The organism is Cryobacterium luteum (assembly GCF_900110125.1).
In the GTDB taxonomy this organism is placed as follows: domain Bacteria; phylum Actinomycetota; class Actinomycetes; order Actinomycetales; family Microbacteriaceae; genus Cryobacterium; species Cryobacterium luteum.
In genome coordinates, this window is sequence record NZ_FOCN01000007.1 from 108,279 (window position 1) to 131,410 (window position 23,132).

Here is a 23,132-nt window from a genome sequence, read left to right on the forward strand (position 1 = left end):
ATCATGTGGCCACTACGTATAAAGAGGAGTCTGGTGCCAGGCACTAAGAAGCTGGTCATTGTTGAATCACCGACCAAGATGAAGTCGATTGCCGCGTATCTCGGCGACGGCTATGAAGTTTTGTCTTCGGTCGGTCACATTCGCGATCTGATCGAGCCGAAAAACCTGCCGCCCGAGCTCAAGAAGGGTGCGCTCGGCCGGTTCTCGGTCGATGTCGACAACGGTTTTGAGCCGTACTACGTGGTGAGCGACGCCAAGAAGAAGACTGTCAGCGAACTCAAGCGGGCCCTGAAGAATGCGAACGAACTCCTGCTCGCAACTGATGAGGACCGCGAGGGCGAGGCCATTGCCTGGCACCTGCTGCAGGTCTTGCAGCCCAAGGTTCCGGTCAAGCGCATGGTGTTCCACGAGATCACCAAAGACGCCATCCTCGCCGCCAAGGACAACACGCGAGAGCTCGACACCGCTCTCGTCGACGCGCAGGAGACCCGGCGTATCCTCGACCGCATCTACGGCTATGAAATCTCTCCGGTCTTGTGGCGCAAGGTCGGCCCGGGCCTGTCCGCTGGCCGCGTGCAGAGCGCTGCGACCCGCCTGGTTGTCGACCGGGAGAAGGAGCGCCTCGCGTTCGTCTCCGCCGGCTATTGGGATCTGCTGGCGCGACTGGCGGCATCCGCTGCAGAAACCGACCAGGCGTTCGACGCGAAACTCGTGCGCCTGAACGGTGAGCGCATCGCCACCGGTGGCGACTTCGACGATTCCGGTGCGCTCAAGCCGACCGTGAAGGCCGTCACCCTCGACGCCGCCGCCGCGCACGCCCTGACGACCGCGCTGCAGAGCCCCGGCGTGAAGCTCAAGGTCACCAAAGTCACCTCCAAGCCGTACCGTCGCAGCCCTGCCGCACCCTTCACCACGTCGACCCTGCAGCAGGAAGCGGCGCGCAAGCTGCGCTTCACCGCCCGCCAGACCATGAGCGTGGCCCAGTCGCTTTACGAAAACGGCTACATCACCTATATGCGTACCGACTCGCCGTCGCTCGGGCAGCAGGCCCTGACCGCTGCCCGCACGCAGGCAGCAGCGCTGTACGGCGCCGAGACGGTTCCGGATGCCCCGCGCGCCTACAAGGGCAAGAGCAAGAATGCGCAGGAAGCTCACGAGGCCATCCGCCCGTCCGGCGACACCTTCCGCACCCCGGCTTCGCTCGCGTCGAGCCTGCGCGGCAATGATTTCAAGCTCTACGACCTGATCTGGAAGCGCACCGTCGCCTCACAGATGAAGGACGCCACCGGTTCGACCGCCTCCGTGACCATCGCGGCCGGTCCGACCGGCACGTCCGAGCACGCGTCGGCGTCGGGCGCGCTCGCCGAATTCTCGGCCAGTGGAACGGTCATCACCTTTCGCGGTTTCATGCTCGCCTACGAAGAGTCCAAGGATGAGGAGCGCAACGCGTCAACGGACGCGACCGAGTCGAAGCTGCCGCCGCTCGAGGAGGGGCAGAGCCTGGCTCTGCTGGACCTCGAAGCCAAGGGCCACGAGACCACTCCGGCGGCCCGCTACACCGAGGCCAGCCTGGTCAAGAAGCTCGAAGAGCTCGGCATCGGCCGCCCCTCAACCTTCGCATCGATCATCTCCACCATCACCGAGCGCGGCTACGTCACGCCGCGCGGTCAGTCGCTCGTGCCCAACTGGATCGCCTTCTCGGTCGTGCGCCTGCTCGAAGAGTTCTTCGGCGACCTGGTTGAATACGACTTCACCGCCGAGATGGAGGACGACCTCGACCGCATCGCCGGCGGTGAAGCCAACCGTCTGGACTGGCTCAACAGCTTCTACTTCGGCAGCGACAAGCACCGCGGGCTGCGCCAGGTCATCGACAACCTCGGCGAGATCGACCCGCGCGTCATCAATTCGGTCGCGATCAGCGACGACATCACACTGCGCATCGGCAAGTATGGCCCCTACCTCGAGGTCAACGACCCCGACGCGGCAGCGGATGCCCCGCCCCGCCGCGTGAACATTCCGCCGGAACTCGCGCCCGATGAACTGACCGCGGCCAAGGCCAGGGAACTCATCGATGCCCCGGTCGTCACCGACCGCGTGATCGGCGTCAACCCGGAGAACGGCAAGGAGATCGTGGCGAAAGACGGTCGGTTTGGGCCGTACGTCACCGAGCTCGCCTCGGCCCCGACTGAACCCGTCATTCCGGTCGTGGCGTCCGCCGCGGTAGAAACGATCGACCCCGCGACCGGCGAGGTCACCAGTTCTCCCGCAGCGTTGGCCAAGCCGAAGCGCAAGCCGGCCGTGAAGAAGGTGGCCGCTGCGGACAAGCCGCGCACAGCATCCATTTTCAAGTCAATGGACCTGGCCACCGTGGACCTCGAAACGGCGCTGCGCCTGCTCGCCCTGCCGCGCGTCGTCGGCCTCGACCCGGAGACCGGCACCGAGATTCTGGCCCAGAACGGTAAATTCGGCCCGTACCTGAAGAAGGGCATCGACACCCGGTCGCTCACGAGCGAAGACCAGATCTTCGACATCGACCTGCCGGGTGCGATCGAGTTGTACGCGCAGCCGAAGTACGGCGCCCGTCGGGCGTCGAGTGCCCTCAAGGAATTCGAGGCACCCGACCCCGAAAGCGGCAAGGCGATCAAGATCAAGGACGGCCGATTCGGTGCCTATGTGACCGACGGGGTCACCAACGCGACGATTCCCAAGTCGGAGGACATCGAGGAGATCGACTTCGATCGGGCCGTGCAGTTGCTCGCGGACAAGCGGGCCAAGGGCCCGGCTGCGCCCCGTAAGAAGGCGCCGGCCAAGAAGGCGGCCGTTAAGAAGCCCGCCGTCAAAAAGGCTCCGACCGCCGCTGCGAAAGCGGCCACCGCAAAAAAAGCGGCCGCGACCCGGGCCGCGAACGCGGCAGCCAAGGCAGCGTTGGCCGGCACGCCCCTGCCGGTGAAGAAGGCAGCGGTCAAGAAGGCGGCCGTGAAGAAGCCCGCCGTCAGGAAGCCCGCAGCGAAGAAGACGGCCAGCTCGGCGGCTGACTCCGCCGCCACGACGACGATCGCGCCGTGACCGGTCTGTTCATCACCCTCGAGGGCGGGGACGGGTCGGGTAAGACCACCCAGGCGCAGCTGCTCACCGAATGGCTCGAAGAGCGGGGGCGCACGGTTGTGCGCACCCGCGAGCCCGGCGGAACGGATGTCGGCGTCGAGATTCGGCAGATCGTGCTGCACCATCGTGGTGAGGTCGACCCGCGCGCCGAGGCGCTGCTCTATGCCGCGGACCGGGCTCAACACGTTGGCACCAAGCTGCGGCCCGCGCTCGCCCGCGGCGACGTGATCGTGCAGGATCGCTACCTGGATTCCTCGGTCGCGTACCAGGGTGCCGGGCGCGTGCTCGGCGCCACCGAGGTGCGCGACCTGTCCCTCTGGGCCGCCGAGGGGCTGCTGCCCGACCTGACCGTGCTGCTCGACCTCGACTCGCAGGCCGCCCGGGCCCGGCTGGATGCCGACGATAAGGTCTTCGACCGGCTCGAGGCGGAAAAAGACGACTTTCATTCCCGCGTGCGGGCGGCGTTCCTCGACTTGGCCGACGCCGAGCCCGACCGGTTCCTGGTAGTGGATGCTGCCGCTCCCATCGCCGAGATCGCCGCCACCATCCGCGCCCGGGTGGTCCCCCTCCTCTAACCTTCCGGGCCCGGTTGGGAGAAGGCGCACCGAGGACACGGCCTGTCGGCGGGGCGGGTTACCCTTGACTCATGGCAGTGTGGGACAACCTAACGGGACAGGCCGACGCAATCGCCATCTTCCGGGCGGCCGCCGAGCGGGTACCTTCCTCAGCAACGCATGGGGCAGCGGACGCCGGTGGCACCGTCACCACCGCCGAGTCCACCTCCATGACGCACGCCTGGCTCATCACCGGCCCGCCCGGCTCCGGCCGCTCGAATCTCGCCTTCGCGTTTGCGGCGGCGCTGCTCAGCCCGGGCACGCCCGCCGAAGACCTCGCGGCCGCCCGCCAGGTCGACGCGCGAACCCACCCCGACCTCAGCGTGCTCACCACCGAGGGCGTCATCATCAAGATGGAATCGGTCAAGGAGGCCGTCGCCCGCTCGCAATACTCGCCCTCGGTCGGTCGCTATCGCGTCGTCGTCGTCGAAGACGCCGACCGCATGGTCGAACGCACCTCGAACGTGCTGCTGAAAGCCCTTGAAGAGCCGCCCGAACGCACCGTGTGGATTCTCTGCGCACCGAGCGAAGCCGACCTGCTCCCCACCATCCGCTCCCGGGTGCGCACCGTACGCCTGCGCGTACCGAGCGTGGCCGATGTTGCCGACCTGCTCGTGCGGCGCAATGGCGTCGACCCGGTCATCGCCGAACTCAGCGCCCGCCTCGCCCAGAGCCACATCGGCATGGCCCGGCGTCTGGCGACCAACGCCGACGCGCGGGCGCGACGCGAGGAGACGCTGCGCACCGCGCTGGGCATCCGCTCGGTGTCGGCGGCCGTCAACGCGGCGGCGCGGCTGCTCGCAATCGCCGGTGACGACGCCAAGGCGATCACGCTCGAGCTGGATGCCGCCGAGCGCGATGGCATGTTGCGCTCGCTCGGGGTCGAGGCCGGCCAATCCGTTCCTCCGGGGCTGCGCAGCCAGATCAAGGCGCTCGAAGACGACCAGAAACGTCGAGCGGTGCGCAGCCTCCGCGACGGCATTGACCGTATCCTGGTTGACCTGGCTTCGCTCTATCGCGATGTCATGATGGTGCAGCTGGGCCGCGACCAGGCCGTGATCAACCTCGAACTGCTCGCCGAACTGCGCACCGCGAGCACGGCCAGCGCCCCCGCAGCGACGGTCGCCACGATGGATGCCATCGCGGTGGCCCGCCAGCGCATCCAGGGCAACGTTGCTCCGGCCCTCGCCCTCGAGGCGATGCTCGTCTCGGCGATCCGCCGCCCGAAGTGACAACAAACGCAGAGACTCCCAGCCACCGTCGGTAGCCTGAACCGCAGCATCCGCTCGCCATGAAAGAGGAACCCGTTGAACCGCAAGACCCGCGCTACCAGTGCCACGGCCGCAGCCCTGGCACTCACTCTCGCTCTCAGCGGATGCGCCTCCCTCTTTTCGCAGGACGCCGGCCCCGCCCAGTCCACCCCCACCAACGAACAGGTACGCAACGAGCTCGCCCCGTTCTACAGCCAGGTGCTGCAGTGGGAAGACTGCGGCGACGGCCTGCAGTGCACCGACGCCACCGCCCCGCTGGACTACTCCGACCCGGCTTCCGGTGACGTGTCACTCGCCCTGGTTCGCCACGTCGCCACCGGTGACCGGATCGGATCGTTGCTGGTGAATCCGGGCGGACCGGGCGGTTCCGGTTACGATTTCATCAAGGATTCCCTCGACTACGCCACCGATGCCACCCTGCAGGCAAGCTTCGACGTCGTCGGGTTCGACCCCCGTGGTGTGGGCCGCTCCACGGCGGTCTCCTGCTACGACTCGGCCGACATGGACGAATACCTCTACGGACTGACGACCGCAGAACGCGGAACGGATGCCTGGATCGCCGAACTGGCGGCGTCCTCCGAGGCGTTCGCGGCGGCCTGCGCTGAGCAGACCGGGCCGCTGCTCGGTACGGTCGACACCCAGAGCGCCGCCCGCGACCTAGACCTGCTGCGCGCGGTGCTCGGCGACACCCACCTAAATTATCTCGGTTTCTCCTACGGCACCTACCTCGGAGCGACCTACGCCGAGCTCTTTCCCGAGAAGGTCGGCCGCCTCGTGCTCGATGGCGCCGTCGACCCCTCGACCAGTAATTTCGAGGTGACCAAGACGCAGGCGGTGGGCTTCGAGAATGCGCTTCGCGCCTACCTCGCCGACTGCCTGGCCGGGCAGGACTGCCCGTTCCGCGGCAGCGTTGACAGCGCGATGACCACGATCGGCGCACTGCTGGAATCGGTGGACGTGAGCCCCATCACGGCCGCTGACGGCCGTCAGCTGGGTGCCAACGCACTGCTCACCGCGATCATCTACCCGCTCTATCAGGCGACCGCGTGGCCGCAACTGAGCACCATGTTCGACACCGTGCTGCGCGGCAGCGCCGACGCAGCGTTCCAGTTCGCCGACGCCTACAACGGTCGCGATGACAGCGGTAACTACACCGACAACTCGACCGAATCGTTCATGGCCATCAACTGCATCGACTACGCCTACAACGCCGACCCGACCGTGATGCGCGCGCAGGCCGCCGAGCTCGATGCCGCGGCCCCGGTGATCGGCCGGTTCATGAGCTTCGGTGACATCGGCTGCGCCGACTGGCCGTACAAATTCACCGGAGACCGCGCCGAGATCCACGCGGCCGGTGCTGCACCCATTCTCGTCGTCGGCACCACCAACGACCCGGCTACCCCGTACGTCTGGGCGCAGCAGCTGGCCGAACAGCTCGAGCGCGGCAGCCTCGTGACCTACACCGGTGAGGGCCACACCGCGTACAACAAGTCGAACTCCTGCGTGAACGACGCGGTTGATTCCTATCTCGTCGATGGAATCGTGCCGGCGGCCGACCCCCAGTGTTAGTCGAACCCAGTGTTAGTCGACAGCAGTGCTAGTAGAGCAGCAGTGCCAGCAGTTTGCACGCTGTGAAATAATTGGGCATGCCGATCGAAACTGAAGCGCCGGGGCTGCGCGAGCGTAAACGCCTCGCCACCCGACGGGCCATCCAGCACGCCGTGCTGACCCTGTCCCGAGAGCGGGGCATCGACCACGTCACCGTTGAGGACATCAGCCGGGTCGCCAACGTGTCGCCGCGCACCTTTTTCAACTACTTTCCCTCAAAAGACGCGGCGCTGATCGGGGACGCGCCGGGACTGGCATCCGCTGACGATATCGAGGCCTTCGTCGCCGGAGCGCCCGACAGCGATGTGCTCGCCGACCTCGCGGTGCTGCTCTCCAAGAGCCTGCAGCGCACCGAGGAAGACCGTGAGATCCACCAGCTGCGCCGCTCGGTCATGAAGGAGAACGCGTACCTGTTCGGTATGCGCATGGCCACCCTGCGCGACTTCGAAGACCAGCTGCAGCAGATCATTGAGAAACGCTTCAGAGCGGATGCCGCCGCTCGCGCCCCCGAAACCGCCCTCGCCGCTCGCGGAGACGATCCCGCCGAGCTGAACCAACGCGCCCTGCTGTTCACCCTGGTGGCCGTGGCCGCTATCCGCCACGCCTGGCGATGCTGGGCAGAGGGCGACGGTGCGAGCCCATTGTCGGAGCGTGTGAACGCCTCATTCGCCGAGGTGTACAGAATCACCCGGAGAAACGACTAGGCTTGGCTGCTGTGTCACCGAGTGCCTTATGGGGCGCTCTGGTATCGCCGCCTTAGCTCAGTTGGTAGAGCATCTCACTCGTAATGAGAAGGTCGTCAGTTCGATTCTGACAGGCGGCTCCACTAATACTCCTGGTCAGATGGGGTTTCTAAGACCGTCTCAGCGGTGTGTTGCGCCGAATTTGCCCACAAGTCCAACACTCATGCGATTTTCGGTTTTTGCGGGCAGTCTCCACGCGTCCAACCACTGACCTAGCTCCGCGAGCCCCGCCCCAACCGTGAGTGCAGGGCGGCTCGTCAGGACTCATCGTCACGGTCTGGAGCGGAGGCTGTCGGCCGGACGCGGCCCAGGCGTGTTCGCACGGCGATCCCGGCGCAGAGGATGACGGCGATGCCGCCGATGACGGTCTGCCAGGTGAGCTCTTCGTGGAGGATCAGTGCGGCCCAAAGGATACTGAGGACGGGTTGGGTGAGTTGTACCTGGCTGACTTGAGCCATGGGCCCGATGGCCAGCCCGCGATACCAGGCGAAGAATCCCAGGAACATGCTCACCAGGCCGAGGTAGGCGAAGGCCGCCCATTGGGTGGGCGTGCCGGTGGGTGGCTGGTCGACGAGGGCGAATGCGGTCAGGGTGATCATGAGGGGCGCGGCCAGAACGAGGGCCCACGATACGGTTTGCCACGCTCCGATCTCGCGCGCGAGCAGGCCGCCTTCGGCATAGCCGATCGCCGCGGCTGCGACGGCACCGAACAGGAGCAGATCTGACCAGTGCAAGCGGATGCTTTCCCCTCCCTGCATGGATGCAAAGGCCACGGCCACCAGCGCTCCGACGGCGGCCATGATCCAGAACGGGAGCAGTGGTCGCTCTTTGCCGCGGAGGACAGCCATGACGGCCGTTGCGGCTGGCAGGAGCGCGATGACCACGGCGCCGTGGCTGGCCGACGTCGTCGTGAGGGCAAAGGACGTCAGGAGGGGGAAGCCGACGACGACACCGCCAGCGACGACGGTCAAACGAAACCATTGAATGCCCTGCGGAAGGCGTTGCCGCGTGATGCTCAGAGCGGCCGCGGCGAGCACGGCAGCGATGACGGCGCGGCCGGATCCGATGAACAACGGGGACATGCTTTCGACGGCCACGCGGGTGAACGGTACGGTGAAGGAAAACGCGGCGACACCGAGCAGCCCCCAGGCGAGGCCAGCCCGGGAGGGGGATAGCGGTGTGGGCATCCGCTTGATAGCGCTACTATCATATGACATGGATAACGATAGCAGTTTTCGGATCGCGGCCGCACTGCGCGAGTGGATTGCTGGTCGCGCGCCGGGCGCCCGGCTGCCTACCAGCCGGATGCTCGTCGCCGAGTACGGGGCGAGCCCGGTGACGGTGCAGAAAGCTCTGCGCACCCTCGTGGCGCAGGGACTGATTGAAACCCGGCCAGGGGCCGGCACCTTCGTTCGCGCGGTACGGACCGCTCGCCCGCTCGATTTCAGCTGGCAAACCGCCGCCATGCGTTCACCGAGCAGCCACCTCGGCGGTTTGAGTCCCGCGCTGCGTGCCGCGCAGCAAGGAAGCATTGCTCTGCATTCCGGGTATCCCGACCGGGAGCTGTTGCCGGAACGTTTGGTGCGGTCAGCGCTGGCTCGCGCGGCCCGAAGCGAGGCGGCGCTGACGCGTTCACCGGTCGCGGGCCTTCCGGAGCTGCAGTCCTGGTTCGCTCAAGAGCTTGGCTCCGCGACACCGGTCGGTGTGACTCCGCCCCTGCCGAGCGATGTCATCGTGCTGCCTGGAAGTCAAAGTGGCCTGGCCACGATCTTCCGTGCCCTGGTCACCGCTGGGCAGCCGCTGCTGATGGAATCGCCCACGTACTGGGGAGCGATCCAGGCTGCCGCCCAAGCCGGCATCGACGTGGTCCCGGTTCCCTCGGGACCCGAGGGGCCCGATCCCGACGAGCTCGCTCGGGCGTTCCAGGAAACCGGCTCACGGGTCTTCTACGCCCAGCCCACCTATGCGAACCCGACGGGCGCGCAGTGGTCAGAGTCCACCACGACGCAGATCCTCGACGTCGTTCGCGAGCACGGCGCCTTCTTGGTCGAAGACGATTGGGCCCATGACTTCGGCATCGATACCGATCCGCATCCTGTCGCCGCGCGCGATGACGCCGGCCATGTGGTCTATGTGCGATCCCTCACGAAGAGCGTCTCGCCGTCCCTTCGCGTGGCGGCAATTATTGCCCGCGGTCCCGCCAAGGAACGCATCTTGGCCGACCGCGGGGCGGAGTCCATGTACGTCAGCGGGATACTTCAGGCCGCAGCGCTCGACGTCATTACGCAGCCGGGGTGGCAAACCCATCTGCGCAACCTTCGCCCGCAACTGCGGGCACGCCGAGACCTGTTGCTGACGAGTTTGCGCGAACACGCTCCCGACGCCCACATCACCGCCGTTCCAGCGGGTGGTCTCAACCTGTGGGCGCGCCTGCCGGACGGGACCAACCTTGACCGTCTGGTCGCAGACTGCGAAGCCGCCGGGGTGCTGATCGCTGCCGGCTCGAGTTGGTTCCCGGCCGAGGCCGCCGGCCCATTCATCAGGCTCAACTACTCCGGGCCGAACCCAGGGGCATTCACCGATGGCGCCCGCATCATCGGCCGAGCACTCTTGTCCAACCACTAACAGTGCCATCGGTGACGTGAGCGACGGTCCGGACCGCAGTCATCTGGCCGTTTTGTTCGCGGCGCTGCGTGAGGACGCGCTGGGGGCGGTTCACACGATCACCCCGAGTGCGACCCGCAGTTCATCCTTCGCACGTTTGTAACGGCCACGCGCGGTCGGTGCGGGAATCCCGACGACCTGGGCGGCTTGAGCGAGGGTGAACCCTTCCCAATGAACGAGCTGAACGATTTCCCGAAGCTCGGGGCTGAGTTGTGAGAGAGCGTCCCGCACGTCGCTGCCCTCGTCGGCTGCCGGCGCGGTCCGGGCCGACATGACGTGGGTTCGAATCTTCTCTGACAGTGCGAGGCGACGTCGTTCACCGCGGGAATGGTTCAGGAGGGTTCCCCTGGCGAGACCGAAGATCCACATCCGGGCACCTTCCGCGTCGGCGGGAAGGAGGTTCACCCGGCGCCAGGCGACCATCATGGTGTCGCCGAGGAGATCGGCGGCGTCGTCGGGCCCCACGCGGCGTTGCAGGTACCGCAGTACGTCCCCAGCGCACTGGTCGAGGACCTTCGTCAGCTGTTTGCCCTTTTGGCGGGCGTTCACGGCACGACGATGGCGCACTGGACCTGCAAGTCGGAGACGACCACACCTGTCGTCGCTGACAATCGTGTGATGGCCATTTTCACAGCGACCAGGTTGGCTGCCGCGTAGGTGCCGTCATCCGTCTGGGGTACGGATCCGGGAGGTCTGTCTTCGATGGTGCCGTCATCGGTGACCACGACCAGAGAGTCGTTGCGGAGCTCCGTTGTGATCTGTTCGATATCGGCGGGGTCGACCTGCAGAGCGCCCATCGATTCAACGAACGCGTCCCAGTCTCCGGCCGCGGCCTCGTGCTGGAGGGCGATGCGGCCTTCACATGCTCGACCGCTGGGAAGCACGAATGCGTACGCCATGTCAGGATGCTCAGCCCAGGGCAGCCAGGCGAAGACGCCGGTGGCTGTGGCAGCGCCGGCAGTACCTGTCAGCGCCAGTGCGAGGCCGAATCCGACGACCAGACGAGTGGTCCAGCGAGACGGAGTTCTGGTTGCGACTTCGCGTGCTGCTGCCTGGTTCATCACCTCGAGGTCGCGCTGCACTCCGGGCGTTATCGTCACCGTCCCTGGTGACGATTGGCCGAGCATCATGTCGAGTGGGTCCGTTGCGTTCATGTGTTGCTCCAAGCCTGAAAGGTGCGTTACTACAGACATGTCCGGACGCACTCGAAACGATCACTCGGCAAGTTGATCTCCCTAAATGGTCGGCATGAACTCCGCGGGCGAATCGAGAATCGCGCCGATTCTGTCGCCAACACGCCGTGGCCGAATCGACGTACCACTACAGAAACTAGGCCATTTCACTGCCCAACAAGTAATTACTACCGCCGGTGACATGAATTGACCTCGGCCGGGTTAGCACTGTGGTGCGCCGAGGTTCTCTTCTCGCGAGCGCCTCGGGCCGTGGTGGACTCGGTTCCAACGTGGTGGGTGTCGTTGGACCTGATCAGGGTTCCCGCACGGGCCGGGCAAACGCTCGCAGCAGCGTGGCCAGCCGCCGAGCGCATGAGTCAACAGAAAGTCACTTGTACTCGCGCTTCCATACAAGTTGTGTTAGACATGTCACACAAACGTTGAAAGGATCCGCCATGTGGCAGAGCATCATTACTCGAGTTGGCCCCGCTGAACTCGTGACAGCGGCCTTCTCTTTGCCATTGTTCTCGTTGGTCCTCGCCCTTGTCGTCATTGGGGGATTGCTCATCGGCATGTGGGCGCATCGCCGTCGAACAGGGCCAGGTTCGAGCGAGGCCCGGACGTTGCTTCCCGGGCGCTTTCTTGCCGAACGGCGCGTTCTGAGCGTGGCTGCACTGACGGTGATCGTCGTCTACGCGATCGAAAACGTGGTGCGCGGATACCTGCTGAACCTCGCAGACATCGTCGAGTGGTGGCAATACGCCATGCCCCTCTTCACCGCTTCTGTCGGCCTCATATTCATGCTCGGCTTCTTGTCGCTGGAGCGAGGCGCCCTATCCGGACAGCCCGTCGTGTCTCTTGCCCGACGCACGTGGACCAGCTTCACGTCCTTCCCTCGCCTCGTTGGTGTTGGTGCCGCTTCGTTGGCCTTAATCGCTACGACGGTTGCTGCGGGACTGGCGTCATCGCCGGACGATCTAGGCCGCTACATTCTTCTGGCCATTCCCGTACCCAACGTGCCCATCGACGCACTCCGTCCGTGGTTCTACGGCTGGGCCTACGGTGTGCCCGTTCTGGTCTGCCTGGCGGCGCTGATGGTCGTCACGTGGGCCGCACTACGCCGAAACTCGCTGCGCCCCTTTCTGGGGCCTCAGACCCTGGTCGTTGAGAAGCGTGCGCGGGTTGAGGTCGCCACTGGCGTGGTGCGGATTGCAACCGCGAGCATGTTACTGGCACTCGGCGGTGCCTTTCGATTCATTGATCGTGCCGGGTCGATCGCGGGGTTGCAGGTCGGCGGTGACGGTGGTCGGACCGACTCGTACGACTTGGCGTGGCGATATGCGGAGTTCGCGGTGGCGGCCGGATATCTTGCGCCACTCCTCGAGATCGCCGCCTTCGTTCTCCTCCTCCTGGTCGTCACCGGCGTGCCGCTGAAAGAAGCATTCCTCCACGCACAAGACGGCAGCCCGCAGCGAGTCCTATCGGAATCAGTGCGATGACCCCCCAGCAGATCGTGCCGGCGGCCGATGACGCTAGTCCGGCGCTCGGCATCTACCGCCAGTTCCGTGGCCTCATCGTGTCCGGACAGCTGGGTTCGGGAGAAAGGCTGCCGACCGTGCGGCAGGCCGCCAGCGACCTCCGTGTATCTCCGAGCACGGTCGGGAAAGCATACAAAATGCTCGAACGCGACGGACTGGTCGTAACACGCACGGCCGCGGGCACTCGCGTCGCCGAGTCAGCGGCAGTGCTTCCACTGTCCGTCATTCGGCGCATTCGTGACCTGGCCGCCGAGGCGGACGCGACCGGCGTCAACACCGACGACGTCATCGATGTTCTCCGTGTCGTGTGGCGGGTGGAGTCACCCGCAGCGCCGCCATCCACCACCGGGGACAACGGTATCGACTGAGGCACAGACCCGTCAGCATGCAACGGCCGCTCTGGAGACGTCCACGACATCGAAGCCAGAGCCAGGAGCAACAATGAGGGTAAACATCGACCCGGCAGCTATAACCCGTCCGCCGACAATCTCCATCGATATCCCTGCCGCGATGCTGAGACCTGGCGAGATGCCGGCGGGCTGAGAGTAGCGGGCTGCGGCCCAGCCCCGTCGCAGGCAGCAGGGTTGAACCTGCGTAGATCGTCCGATACGCGGAGTCGGGTGCATCCCAGCGCCCGTTAAATCGCCCGTTGATGGAGTGGGCCCAGTCGACTCAGTTCCACGGTTCAGATCCGTACCCGATGCGCCAAACCTCCCCAGGGTCGGTGCGAACGGCCAATCGGCCGACCGTGTCCGGCGTGATTTCCACTAGCCGACGGCGGCGAACGCTCGAGCGGCGGCCAGCACGCGCGGGCCGACCTCGTCTGGGTTGCCCTCGCGAATAAGCCGAGCAGGCGCCGTGTCTTCAAGTTGCGGATTCATGCCCTGAAACCACGCCTGGACCACTCGCGGTTGATCGCGCTCGGTGAGCAAGCCGGCGACCTGGTATGCGAGCCTAAGCCGGCGAATGGCCTCGGCCGGTGGCTTTCGTGTGCCGTCAGCCCACTGCCGCACGGCGCGGGTTTCCGTGACGGAACCGAGGTAAGCCACAAGCTGGGCACCCAAGAGCTCACGGAGCTGGCCGACGAGTTCGGCGATATCCGATCGGATTGAGATCTCGTAGGCCCGCAGGCCGGGAGTGTTAAGTGACATATCACCATCCTAGCTTTCTACCAGGCTAGATACCTTCGTTGGAACACCCGAAATCCCATAGTAAATGACCACATGCGTGCTCGGCACTGGGCTTTCTCACTGGGCTTTCTCACCGGGCAGCTTGCAGGGACCCAGTGACTGTCGATTGGCGGGACCATCCGGACGCTCGTGACGAGTTTCGGGAAGCTCACGAACACTACTCGGCCATACCAGCGGCATCCGAGCCTAGAATTGAGCAAGATTCGGATAACTGTCGATGCTGCCCGTTTAGCCTCGCGACTTGGGTCGGGCAGTGAAACAGCGGCAGCCGTTGTTGAACCCCTTCCCGAGACAGCCACGGAGGTGGCCGTGACGACGACGCACATGATCAAACCGCTGACCGCCGACACCTTTCGGGCGTGGCTGTCGCTCGTGCAGAAGCACAACGGGGTCTGGGGTGGGTGCTACTGCTCGTATTTTCACGGCGACACGGAGCGCACCATTAAGAGTGAGTACGACGGGCCGACATTCAAGCAGAGACTCGTGGCGGAGGGTGTCGCACATGCCGCGCTCGTCTTCGATGGCGACGACGTGATCGCATGGTGCGAGTACGGCAGCCCGCTCGAACTGCCGCGCATCTACCACCGCAAGGAGTACGACGCGGGCGAGAACAAACCGGCGCCGTGGCGCATCACGTGCTTCTTCGTCGACCGCGACCATCGACGTTCCGGAGTGGCACGGGAAGCACTGGATGGCGCGCTCGAGCTGATCGCGCTGGCCGGTGGGGGCGAGGTAGTCTCGTTTCCCAACGAACTCGCGCCCGGCAAGAGAACGTCGTCCTCCTTTCTCCACAACGGTACGAGGGCCATGTTCGAGAAGGCGGGATTTTCGTTCGAGCGTCACATCGGCAAGAGCAAAACTGTGATGCGCACGACGGTCCCGCCGGCCTGCGGCTGACGCCGGTTTCGCGCGGGCGGGTCGACGCAGTCAGATACGCATCGCCGACGAAACTTGTACTCGCGTCTCAACTTGTGCCTGCGACATGCATGGCCGCAACCGGGTTTGTCGTCAATCGCGTCCGAGCCGGCCGAGCTCAGATGCATTCGCATCGAGCAGTCGCAGTGCCCCGTTGTCGATGACGGCCCATCTGGCCTGGGAGACCCAGGACGTGACCGGCGTCCCCTCGCACGCCACCAAGGTCGATATCCCAGGAGTCGCCAGGAATGCCCCTGCGCCATCGGCTGCCCATCGGCCCTGGCCGCCGTTGCACCCGTCGGAACCCGTCCACGCGCCGTTCGCGTCAAAGACCACATGGGGGTCACTCGTACCGCCGACCGGCGCCCATCGTGCGGCCAGGTTCTCCGGCGTGGCCGGAGTCAGCCCGATCGGCAGGGGTGCCGGTTGCCGCAACTCCTCCCGCATCCGGTCAGTGATCGCCGGCGGCTCGGTAAAGGACTCGGCCGCCGTCGGGATCGGATCGGGCCCGCCGTCCAGCGTCAGGGTCGCGACCACCGCACCCTGTGAATCGCGAAGCTCCCAGCCGTCTCCGACCGCACGATACTCGCTGACGGATTCCAGCCACACCACTCGAGGCAAGGTCGACCCCGTGACGCATTCCCCGCTGGCCCCGTATGTGGACGCCAGGAAGAACGTGTCTGTCGCGCGCCACGATCCCTGGATCATGCCGCAGTCTCGCCACAACTGGAACTCAGGGACGTCCAGGCGCAGCCAGGTGTCCGCGCCCTCGCCTTCTGCGCCGGAGACCCGCCACAGATTGACCAGCTGGATTGCGGTCGATGCCGCACCCGTGCCGGGATCGGGCGGAGCTGGCGAATTCGAAGTTCGCGCGCCCGGATCATCCGGGCCCTGCGCGCACGCCGTCAGGGCGAGCACGAGTACTGCCGCCAGACCCGGCGCCACTCGCCGGAGCATCCGTCTCACCGTGCAGCCGCCACCGGGGCCCGTCATGCCCACACCGGCCAGACGACGAAACCGGCAGAGAACAACACGACGAGACTGCCGACAAACCCCGCGACGGCCAGCAGCAAGGCCACCCAGCTCATCACTGCGACGCGCCGATCGCTTGGTACGACATTGGCGGCGACTACGGCGCCACACAATAACAGAACCAGAACGACCGATGACACCACCGCGGGAAGCAGCCTCGCCTCCGGTCCGGGGCACGGTGCAAAGCTGGAGACGGCGCAGACGGTGGATTTGAATCTGAACAGCCAGACCAGCACAAGTCCCAGAACAACAATTCCCAGATTCAGCGCCGTCCACTGCATAGTGGTGCGCTGCGTCGTACTCGATGTAGCCCCCATGAGTTTGATTATGGTCGCGGGCCACGGGGATTGTCCAGCGCGGTGGCTTCAGCTCCGGGCGCCCAGGGCAGGTTTGACCGCCTTGACGATGGCTCCGTGCATTTCTTGGGCGACCTCGTGGGTGTATTCCACGCTCGCATCGACAAAACCTGCCGCAGCCAGGGCGTCGAGGTACTCCCGGTTCGTCAGGGCTCCGGCGATGCAGCCGGTGTAGCTGCCGCGCGCGACGCGGTCTTCTGCGCTGAGCTGGTCTTCCGCGACGACGTCGGAGATGCCGAGACGCCCACCCGGTTTCAATACCCGGAACATCTCGGAGACGACCGCGTTCTTGTCGGCCGAGAGGTTGATGACACAGTTGGAGATGATGACGTCGACGCTGTCATCGGCTAGGGGGATCGCCTCGATCTGCCCCATGATGAACTTGACGTTGCTGACGCCGGCCTTCACCGCGTTGGCGCGGGCCAGGGAGAGCATTTCGTCGGTCATGTCGAGCCCGTAGGCGAAGCCGGTCGGGCCCACCCGGCGTGCGGAGAGGAGCACATCGATGCCGCCTCCCGAGCCAAGATCGAGCACGGTTTCCCCGGCGCGCAGGTCGGCGACCGCGGTGGGGTTGCCGCAGCCAAGACTGGCCAGGAGCGCTTCCTCGGGGAGCTGCACGTTGTCTGCCTCGGTGTACAGCACGGATCCGAACACGGTGCCATTGCCCAGATCGGTGGGCACGCAGCAGGACGTGCTCGAGACATCCGTCAGTTGCAGCGCGGCGGCGGCGTAGCGCTCGCGCACCAACTCCGTGATCTCCGATTTCTCGGTCATTTTTGTTCCTTCCCATAGGTGGCGGCACCAGCCTACTGCTACATTGATACTTATCGATATAGCGAGTGCGTGAAAAACAACGAGGGAGATCGACATGGTTGCCATCCGAATCTACGAACCGGCCCTGTGCTGCGACACCGGGGTCTGTGGCGTTGACGTCGACCAGTCCCTGGTCGAGGTGACCGCGAGCGTGCGCAGCCTGCAGGAGCAGGGCGCAGATATCCAGCGCCACAATTTGGCCACCGACCCGCTCGCCTTCACCACGGATGAGACCGTTCGCGCGTTCATGCACGTCGTCGGTTCCACCGGGCTGCCGCTCACCGTTGTCGACGGCGTCACCGTGGCGACCGGAAGCTACCCCTCCAAGGCTCAGTTGCTCGCCTTTGCCGGCCTCGCTGCGCCAGCCGCCCGAGTGGAGCTCGGCCTGACCGAGAAATCCGAGAGCGGATGCTGCGGCGGCGCCACCGGCTGCTGCTAGCACCATGAAGTTCCTGGAAGACCCGCCCCGCTTTCTGTTCTTCACCGGCAAGGGTGGCGTGGGAAAGACCTCCGTGGCCTGTGCCACGGCCATCGATCTCGCCGATCGGGGCCGGCGTGTGCTGCTCGTGAGCACCGACCCGGCCTCGAATATCGGGCAGGTGTTCGGCCTCACGATCGGCAACACGGTCACTCCGATCGCCGCGATCTCCGGCCTCAGTGCCCTGGAAATCGACCCCGAACAGGCCGCGGATGCCTACCGCGAACGCATCATCGCGCCGGTTCGCGGACTGCTCCCGGAGCGCGAGCTCGCGAGCATCGCCGAAGGATTGTCGGGATCGTGCACGACCGAGGTCGCCTCTTTCGACGAGTTCACCAACCTGCTCACCGATGACAGTCTGCTGGCGACCTACGACCACATCGTCTTTGACACCGCCCCGACCGGCCACACCATCCGCCTGCTGCAGCTGCCCGGATCCTGGACCGAATTCCTCGATGCGGGCAAGGGCGATCCGTCGTGCCTCGGCCCGTTGTCGGGGCTGGACAAGCACAAAACGGTCTACGCCGCCGCGGTCGCCGCCCTCGCCGACCCCGAACGCACGCGACTGGTGCTGGTCGCGCGGGCGCAGGCATCCGCTCTGAGCGAGATTGATCGAACCTTCGGCGAGCTGGCGCAGATCGGCATTCGCGGCGGCTTCGTCGTGATCAACGGCGTGCTGCCCCTCGCCGCGGGAACGGAATCGATCGCGGCGGCGGTGCGCCACCGCGAGTTGGCGGCACTGGAGGGCATTCCCACGTCGCTCGCCGCCCTGCCACGCGATGTTCTTGAGCTCAAGGCCGGCAACATGATGGGTGTTGACGCGCTGCGCACCCTGTTTCAGGCCGAGGGCGAGAGCGCCTCGAAACCGCAGCTGCCGGTCGTCGTGCCGGAGGCTCCGCTTGGCCGTTTCGTCGACGAGCTGGAACCGGCCGGGCACGGCCTGATCCTCTGCATGGGCAAGGGCGGCGTGGGCAAGACCACGATCGCGGCGGCGCTCGCCGTTGCCCTGGCCCAGCGCGGCCACGCCGTGCACCTGACCACGACGGACCCGGCCGCCCACCTGGTCGAGACCCTGCACGGCAGCGTGGCGGGGCTTCGCGTGTCGCGCATCGACCCGGAGCAGGCGATTCGCGAGTATCGCGACCACGTCATGGCCACCAAGGGGAAAAACCTCGACGACGATGGCCGGGCCGCCCTGACTGAAGACCTGCTCTCGCCGTGCACCGACGAGGTCGCGGTGTTCCGGCAGTTTTCGAAGGCCGTGCACGAGTCCCGTCACGAATTCGTCGTCGTGGACACCGCCCCGACCGGCCACACCCTGCTGCTGCTGGATGCCACCGGGTCGTATCACCGCGAGATCTCCCGCCAGATGGGGGAGAGCATGGCGTTCGTGACCCCGTTGATGCGGCTGCAGGATCCGGCGCTGACCAAGGTCTTGCTGGTGACCCTCGCTGAGACGACGCCCGTGCTCGAGGCCGAGGGCCTGCAGCACGATCTCCAGCGTGCCGGCATCCAGCCCTGGGGCTGGGTCGTCAACAATTCCATCGCTGCCGCGCACCCCGAGACCCCGTTTCTGCAGGCGCGCGCCGCCAGCGAAGCCACCCAGATCGACGCGGTCTTCGCCCGCGCCGACCGGGTCGCCATCGTGCCGCTGCTCGCCGAGGAGCCGATCGGCGTCGACAAGCTCGCCGCGCTGACCGCTCGGACCCCGCAACCGGTCTGAGCGCCGGCATCCGCTTGCGGCGCTGCACTGTGCACGCTCGAGCGGATGCCACTGGCTGCTCGCCGCGGGCCGGCCGCGCGAGCCGCCGATGGTCGCCTGAGCAGCGTTCGGGGCACCCACCGTTTGTAATGCCGCATTCGCTTTACGTGGTTAGGTATGGCTATCCTAAGTTAGTCAACCCTTCCCTTTCTCGAATCGAGCACCGTGCCCTTCCCCGCACCACGAACAGCCACCGCCTACGCGGCCATCGCAGCGCTCACCGCTCTTCTTGCTGGTTGCGCCGCCACGCCGACGCCGACGCCGACCGCGACCGAGGAGGCCGCGACCGAAATCACCGTGACCCACGCCCAGGGCGACACCGTCGTTCCGGTCAATCCCACCCGCGTGCTCACCTTCGACATCGCCTCCCTGACGACGCTCGACGCCCTCGACGTCGACGTTCTGGGCCTGCCGAAAGCGAACCTTCCCGGAGAGCTCGCCAAATTCGCCAGCGACGACTACCTCAACATCGGCACTTTGTTCGAGCCCGACTACGAGGCCGTCAATGCCGCCGCGCCCGACCTCATCATCGTCGCTGGCCGCTCCGCCGCCGTCTACCCGGAACTGAGCAAAATCGCCCCGACCATCGACCTGAGCAACGAGGCGGTGGACTTCACCGCTTCGGTCATCGCCGGAACCGAAAGCCTGGGTGAGATCTTCGAGAAGCAGACCGAGGTCGCGACGCTGGTCGACACCCTCAACGAGTCGATCACCGAGGTCACTGAGCTCGCCGCCGACGCCGGCGACGCCCTCATCGTCATGACGAACGCCGGAGAGATGACCGCCTTCGGGGCCGGCTCGCGCTTTGGCTACCTGCACGACACCCTCGGCATCGTTCCCGCCGTCGCCGACGTCGAAGCGGCCACCCATGGCGAAGCGATCTCCTTCGAATTTCTGCTGGAGACCGACCCCGAGTGGATGTTCGTCGTCGACCGTGACTCGGCCACCGCATCGGGAACCGGCAACGCCGCAGAAGTGCTGGACAACGAGCTCGTCGCACAGACCGCCGCCGCCCAGAACGACCACATCGTCTACCTCAACCCAGTCTCCTGGTACATCGTCAACGGCGGACTGGTCAACCTGCAGGCCATGACCGACGAGGTTGCCGCGGCCCTCACAGCATGACTCGCTCGGTGACCGCCGCGCCGCCTGGCCGGCCGGCGGCGTTGACAACGCAACCGCGCCGCCGCGCTGCCCTGCCGCTCGCGGTCACCGGTGTTCTGCTGCTCGCCGTACTGAGCCTGTTCGTCGGCGTCAGCGACGTCACGCCGCTCAGCCTGCTGCAAGTGGGTGCCGACAGCCAGACCCGGCAGATCTTTCTGCTCAGTCGGCTGCCGCGCACCATCTCGATCGTGCTCGCGGGCGCCGCGATGGCCATCTGCGGACTGGTGATGCAGATGCTCGTGCGCAACCGCTTCGTTGAACCATCGACGATCGGTACGACCGAAGCGGCCGGCCTCGGGCTGCTGACCGTGACGATTCTCGCCCCTGGCCTGCCGCTGATCGGCAAGATGCTCGTGGCCGCGATGTTCGCTCTGGTCTCGACCCTCGTCTTCGTGCGCATTCTGCGTTCGCTCCCGCTGCGCTCGATCGTGATCGTGCCGCTCGTGGGGCTGATGCTCTCGGGCATCATCGCCTCGATCTCTACCTACGTGGCGTTCGACCACGACCTGCTGCAAACCCTGTCGGCGTGGATGACCGGGGACTTCTCCGGCGTCATCGCCGGCCGGTATGAACTGCTCTGGATCGTCGCCGCGCTCACCACGGCGATCTATGTGGCGGGCGACCGCTTCACCGTGGCCGGCCTCGGCGAACAATTCACCACCAACCTGGGCCTCAACTACCGCCGCACGGTGGCAATCGGGCTGTTCCTGGTGTCGATCGTGACCGCCGTCGTGGTGGTCGTCGTCGGTGCGCTGCCCTTTCTTGGGCTGATCGTGCCGAATATCGTGAGCCTCGCCATGGGCGACAACCTGCGCAAATCGTTGCCGTGGGTGGCGGTGGTGGGCGCGGCGTTCGTGCTGGTCTGCGATATCGCGGGGCGGATCATCCGCTTTCCTTACGAAATACCGATCGGGGTCGTCGTCGGCGTCGTCGGTGCCGGCCTGTTCCTGGTGCTGCTCCTGCGAAAGAGTGCCCGTGTCGGTTGAGGTTCGACGGCCAGATAAGCGGATGCGCCGGGTCGCCGGGATCCTCGCCCCGCTGCTGCTGCTGACCATCGTCGCCTTCGTCGTCGTCGGAGCGGAGGGCAGCTGGAGCTTCGTGCTGCCGTTTCGCGGGCGCCGCCTGGCCGCGCTGGTTCTGGTTGGCTTTGCGATCGCCGTCTCGACGGTGATCTTTCAGACCATCACCGAGAACCGTATCCTCACGCCGTCGATCCTCGGTTTCGACGCCCTGTTCGTGCTGATCCAGACCGTGCTGGTGTTCGAAATCGGGTCCTCCGCGCTCGGCAGGATCCCCCCGGTGGCGCAGTTCCTCGGGGAGATCGTCGTCATGGTGGTGCTGTCGACCCTGCTGTTTCGGTGGCTGTTTGGGGGCGCGCGCCGCAGCATCCACTTGTTGGTGCTCGTCGGCATTGTGCTGGGTGTGTTTTTTCGCAGCATCAGCGCTTTTCTGCAGCGACTGATCGACCCGAACGAATTCACCGTGCTGCAAGACCGGCTGTTCGCCAGTTTCAACGCCGTCGAACCCGACCTGCTGCTGATTTCAGCGATAATTCTCGTCGTCACGAGCGTGGTGCTCTGGCGGATGCGGCACGACCTTGACGTGCTCACCCTCGGCCGGGACCTCTCAACGATGCTCGGCGCCGACCACCGCCACCTCGTGCTGCGTCTTCTCATCGTTGTCTCGGTACTGGTCTCGGTGTCGACCGCCCTGGTGGGGCCGATCACCTTCTTCGGCCTGCTCGTTGCGAGCCTCACCTACCAAATTACGGGTACCCACCGACACGCGGCCAACCTGCCCGTGGCCGTGGCGCTCGCCGTCATCGCGCTGGTCGGCGGTCAGACCGTGCTCGAGCACGTGTTCGGCTTGGCCACCGTGCTGAGCGTCATCATCGAATTCATCGGAGGCATCGTGTTCATTCTGCTCGTGACCCGGGGAACTCGGCGATGATCGACATCGTCGGTGTGACCAAGACCTACGGCAGCGTGGTGGTGGTCGATGACGTCGACCTGCGGATTCCGGCCGGCGGTATCACCTCGATCATCGGCGCGAACGGTGCCGGCAAGTCCACGCTTATCTCGATGGTGTCGCGTTTGCTCACGGCCGAGCGCGGCACGATCACCGTAGACGGACACGATGTGGCGGCGACGAAGAGCGACGAACTCGCCCGTCGCCTCGCCATTCTGCGGCAGGAGAACCACCTCGCGGCCCGACTGACCGTGCGTGATCTGGTGGCGTTCGGGCGGTATCCGCACTCGCGGGGGCGCCTCACGACGCTCGACCGGGCCCAGATCGAGCAGGCGATCGACTACCTCGACCTCGACGCGCTCACCGACCGGTACCTCGACGAGCTCTCCGGCGGGCAACGCCAGCGTGCCTTCGTGGCGATGGTGCTCTGCCAGAACACCGACTACGTGCTGCTCGACGAACCGCTCAACAACCTCGACATGAGCCACGCCGTCGAGATGATGCGCATTCTGCGGCGCGCCGCCGACGAACTCGGCAAGACCATCGTCATGGTCGTGCACGACATCAACTTCGCGTCGACCTATTCGGACCACATCGTGGCGATGAAGGACGGCCGGGTGCTGCATCAGGGGCCACCGGCCGACGTCATCGAACCGGGGCCGTTGCGCGAGATCTTCGGCATCGATGTGGCGGTGCACGTCATCGACGGGCACCGCATCGGCGTGTATTACTCCTGATC

At 65.8% G+C, this 23,132-nt stretch carries 22 protein-coding genes and 1 tRNA gene; 16 read left to right on the plus strand and 7 right to left on the minus strand.

Features of this window, described 5'->3' with window-relative positions; all coding sequences use genetic code 11:
* Window positions 1-33 precede the first annotated feature (33 nt).
* From topA to BMW72_RS09345, 6 genes are all read left to right on the plus strand, one after another.
* Window positions 34-3,066: a type I DNA topoisomerase gene (gene topA, locus BMW72_RS09320; protein WP_092109854.1), complete on the plus strand. Its 3,033-nt coding sequence runs from the start codon at window positions 34-36 to the stop codon at window positions 3,064-3,066.
* The gene (gene tmk / locus BMW72_RS09325) at window positions 3,063-3,680 is read left to right on the plus strand and encodes a dTMP kinase (RefSeq protein ID WP_092109856.1); all 618 of its coding nucleotides are present in this window, start codon (window positions 3,063-3,065) and stop codon (window positions 3,678-3,680) included. The genes topA and tmk overlap by 4 nt, the downstream gene beginning before the upstream one ends.
* A 71-nt stretch (window positions 3,681-3,751) precedes the next feature.
* A complete protein-coding gene (locus tag BMW72_RS09330) occupies window positions 3,752-4,951 on the plus strand; it encodes a DNA polymerase III subunit delta' (RefSeq protein WP_092109858.1) in 1,200 nt (399 codons plus the stop codon).
* 75 nt (window positions 4,952-5,026) lie between these two features.
* Window positions 5,027-6,559 carry an alpha/beta hydrolase gene (locus BMW72_RS09335; protein WP_092109859.1) on the plus strand — a complete coding sequence of 511 codons (1,533 nt, stop codon included), beginning with the start codon at window positions 5,027-5,029 and terminating at the stop codon, window positions 6,557-6,559.
* A gap of 77 nt (window positions 6,560-6,636) precedes the next feature.
* A complete protein-coding gene (locus BMW72_RS09340) occupies window positions 6,637-7,302 on the plus strand; it encodes a TetR family transcriptional regulator (RefSeq protein ID WP_092109861.1) in 666 nt (221 codons plus the stop codon).
* A 46-nt stretch (window positions 7,303-7,348) separates the two neighbouring features.
* Window positions 7,349-7,424, plus strand: a tRNA-Thr gene (locus tag BMW72_RS09345).
* 174 nt (window positions 7,425-7,598) lie between these two features.
* Here the strand turns inward: BMW72_RS09345 and BMW72_RS09350 are convergent.
* On the minus strand, window positions 7,599-8,558 hold the full coding sequence (locus BMW72_RS09350) for a DMT family transporter (RefSeq protein WP_241983797.1): 960 nt from the start codon (window positions 8,556-8,558) through the stop codon (window positions 7,599-7,601).
* Between BMW72_RS09350 and BMW72_RS09355 the strand changes: the two genes are divergently transcribed.
* Window positions 8,557-9,966 carry an aminotransferase-like domain-containing protein gene (locus BMW72_RS09355; RefSeq protein ID WP_092109864.1) on the plus strand — a complete coding sequence of 470 codons (1,410 nt, stop codon included), beginning with the start codon at window positions 8,557-8,559 and terminating at the stop codon, window positions 9,964-9,966. The two genes, BMW72_RS09350 and BMW72_RS09355, sit on opposite strands and share 2 nt — an antisense overlap.
* Window positions 9,967-10,056: 90 nt before the next feature.
* Here the strand turns inward: BMW72_RS09355 and BMW72_RS09360 are convergent, their stop codons facing one another.
* Together BMW72_RS09360 and BMW72_RS09365 are read right to left on the minus strand one after the other, a co-directional pair.
* Window positions 10,057-10,554 carry an RNA polymerase sigma factor gene (locus BMW72_RS09360; protein ID WP_092109866.1) on the minus strand — a complete coding sequence of 166 codons (498 nt, stop codon included), beginning with the start codon at window positions 10,552-10,554 and terminating at the stop codon, window positions 10,057-10,059.
* Window positions 10,551-11,159, minus strand: a complete 609-nt coding sequence (locus tag BMW72_RS09365) for a hypothetical protein (RefSeq protein ID WP_092109868.1) — start codon at window positions 11,157-11,159, stop codon at window positions 10,551-10,553. The genes BMW72_RS09360 and BMW72_RS09365 overlap by 4 nt, the downstream gene beginning before the upstream one ends.
* Before the next feature lie 683 nt (window positions 11,160-11,842).
* Here BMW72_RS09365 and BMW72_RS09370 point away from each other — a divergent pair.
* Entirely contained in the window at window positions 11,843-12,676 is an 834-nt protein-coding gene (locus BMW72_RS09370) for a hypothetical protein (protein WP_134450312.1), read from the plus strand.
* A complete protein-coding gene (locus BMW72_RS09375; protein WP_092109872.1) occupies window positions 12,673-13,083 on the plus strand; it encodes a GntR family transcriptional regulator in 411 nt (136 codons plus the stop codon). Before BMW72_RS09370 ends, BMW72_RS09375 begins: the two co-directional genes overlap by 4 nt.
* Before the next feature lie 399 nt (window positions 13,084-13,482).
* On the opposite strand, the gene BMW72_RS09380 is transcribed toward BMW72_RS09375, so the two are convergent.
* Window positions 13,483-13,866: a hypothetical protein gene (locus BMW72_RS09380; RefSeq protein WP_092109874.1), complete on the minus strand. Its 384-nt coding sequence runs from the start codon at window positions 13,864-13,866 to the stop codon at window positions 13,483-13,485.
* 342 nt (window positions 13,867-14,208) lie between these two features.
* On the opposite strand from BMW72_RS09380, the gene BMW72_RS09385 reads away from it, so the two are divergent.
* Complete coding sequence (locus tag BMW72_RS09385) at window positions 14,209-14,802, plus strand: GNAT family N-acetyltransferase (RefSeq protein WP_092109875.1); 594 nt, start codon at window positions 14,209-14,211, stop codon at window positions 14,800-14,802.
* A gap of 111 nt (window positions 14,803-14,913) precedes the next feature.
* Here the strand turns inward: BMW72_RS09385 and BMW72_RS09390 are convergent, their stop codons facing one another.
* The 3 genes from BMW72_RS09390 to arsM all read right to left on the minus strand — a co-directional run bounded on the left by BMW72_RS09390 (window position 14,914) and on the right by arsM (window position 16,982).
* The gene (locus BMW72_RS09390) at window positions 14,914-15,738 is read right to left on the minus strand and encodes an META domain-containing protein (RefSeq protein WP_166787661.1); all 825 of its coding nucleotides are present in this window, start codon (window positions 15,736-15,738) and stop codon (window positions 14,914-14,916) included.
* Between the two features lie 71 nt (window positions 15,739-15,809).
* Window positions 15,810-16,169 carry a hypothetical protein gene (locus BMW72_RS09395; RefSeq protein ID WP_134450313.1) on the minus strand — a complete coding sequence of 120 codons (360 nt, stop codon included), beginning with the start codon at window positions 16,167-16,169 and terminating at the stop codon, window positions 15,810-15,812.
* 48 nt (window positions 16,170-16,217) lie between these two features.
* Window positions 16,218-16,982: an arsenite methyltransferase gene (arsM, locus tag BMW72_RS09400; RefSeq protein WP_092109880.1), complete on the minus strand. Its 765-nt coding sequence runs from the start codon at window positions 16,980-16,982 to the stop codon at window positions 16,218-16,220.
* Window positions 16,983-17,076: 94 nt separating this feature from the next.
* Between arsM and arsD the strand changes: the two genes are divergently transcribed.
* The 6 genes from arsD (at window position 17,077) to BMW72_RS09430 (ending at window position 23,130) form a co-directional block, all read left to right on the plus strand.
* Window positions 17,077-17,460, plus strand: a complete 384-nt coding sequence (arsD, locus tag BMW72_RS09405) for an arsenite efflux transporter metallochaperone ArsD (protein WP_092109882.1) — start codon at window positions 17,077-17,079, stop codon at window positions 17,458-17,460.
* 4 nt (window positions 17,461-17,464) lie between these two features.
* Window positions 17,465-19,222, plus strand: coding sequence for an arsenical pump-driving ATPase (gene arsA / locus BMW72_RS09410; protein WP_092109884.1), 1,758 nt, complete (start codon window positions 17,465-17,467; stop codon window positions 19,220-19,222).
* A gap of 204 nt (window positions 19,223-19,426) precedes the next feature.
* Window positions 19,427-20,386, plus strand: coding sequence for a siderophore ABC transporter substrate-binding protein (locus BMW72_RS09415; RefSeq protein ID WP_198416311.1), 960 nt, complete (start codon window positions 19,427-19,429; stop codon window positions 20,384-20,386).
* 8 nt (window positions 20,387-20,394) lie between these two features.
* Window positions 20,395-21,411 carry an ABC transporter permease gene (locus BMW72_RS09420; protein WP_241983798.1) on the plus strand — a complete coding sequence of 339 codons (1,017 nt, stop codon included), beginning with the start codon at window positions 20,395-20,397 and terminating at the stop codon, window positions 21,409-21,411.
* On the plus strand, window positions 21,401-22,375 hold the full coding sequence (locus BMW72_RS09425) for an iron chelate uptake ABC transporter family permease subunit (RefSeq protein WP_241983799.1): 975 nt from the start codon (window positions 21,401-21,403) through the stop codon (window positions 22,373-22,375). The genes BMW72_RS09420 and BMW72_RS09425 overlap by 11 nt, the downstream gene beginning before the upstream one ends.
* Window positions 22,372-23,130: an iron ABC transporter ATP-binding protein gene (locus BMW72_RS09430; protein WP_092109888.1), complete on the plus strand. Its 759-nt coding sequence runs from the start codon at window positions 22,372-22,374 to the stop codon at window positions 23,128-23,130. The genes BMW72_RS09425 and BMW72_RS09430 overlap by 4 nt, the downstream gene beginning before the upstream one ends.
* The last annotated feature ends 2 nt before the right edge of the window (window positions 23,131-23,132 follow it).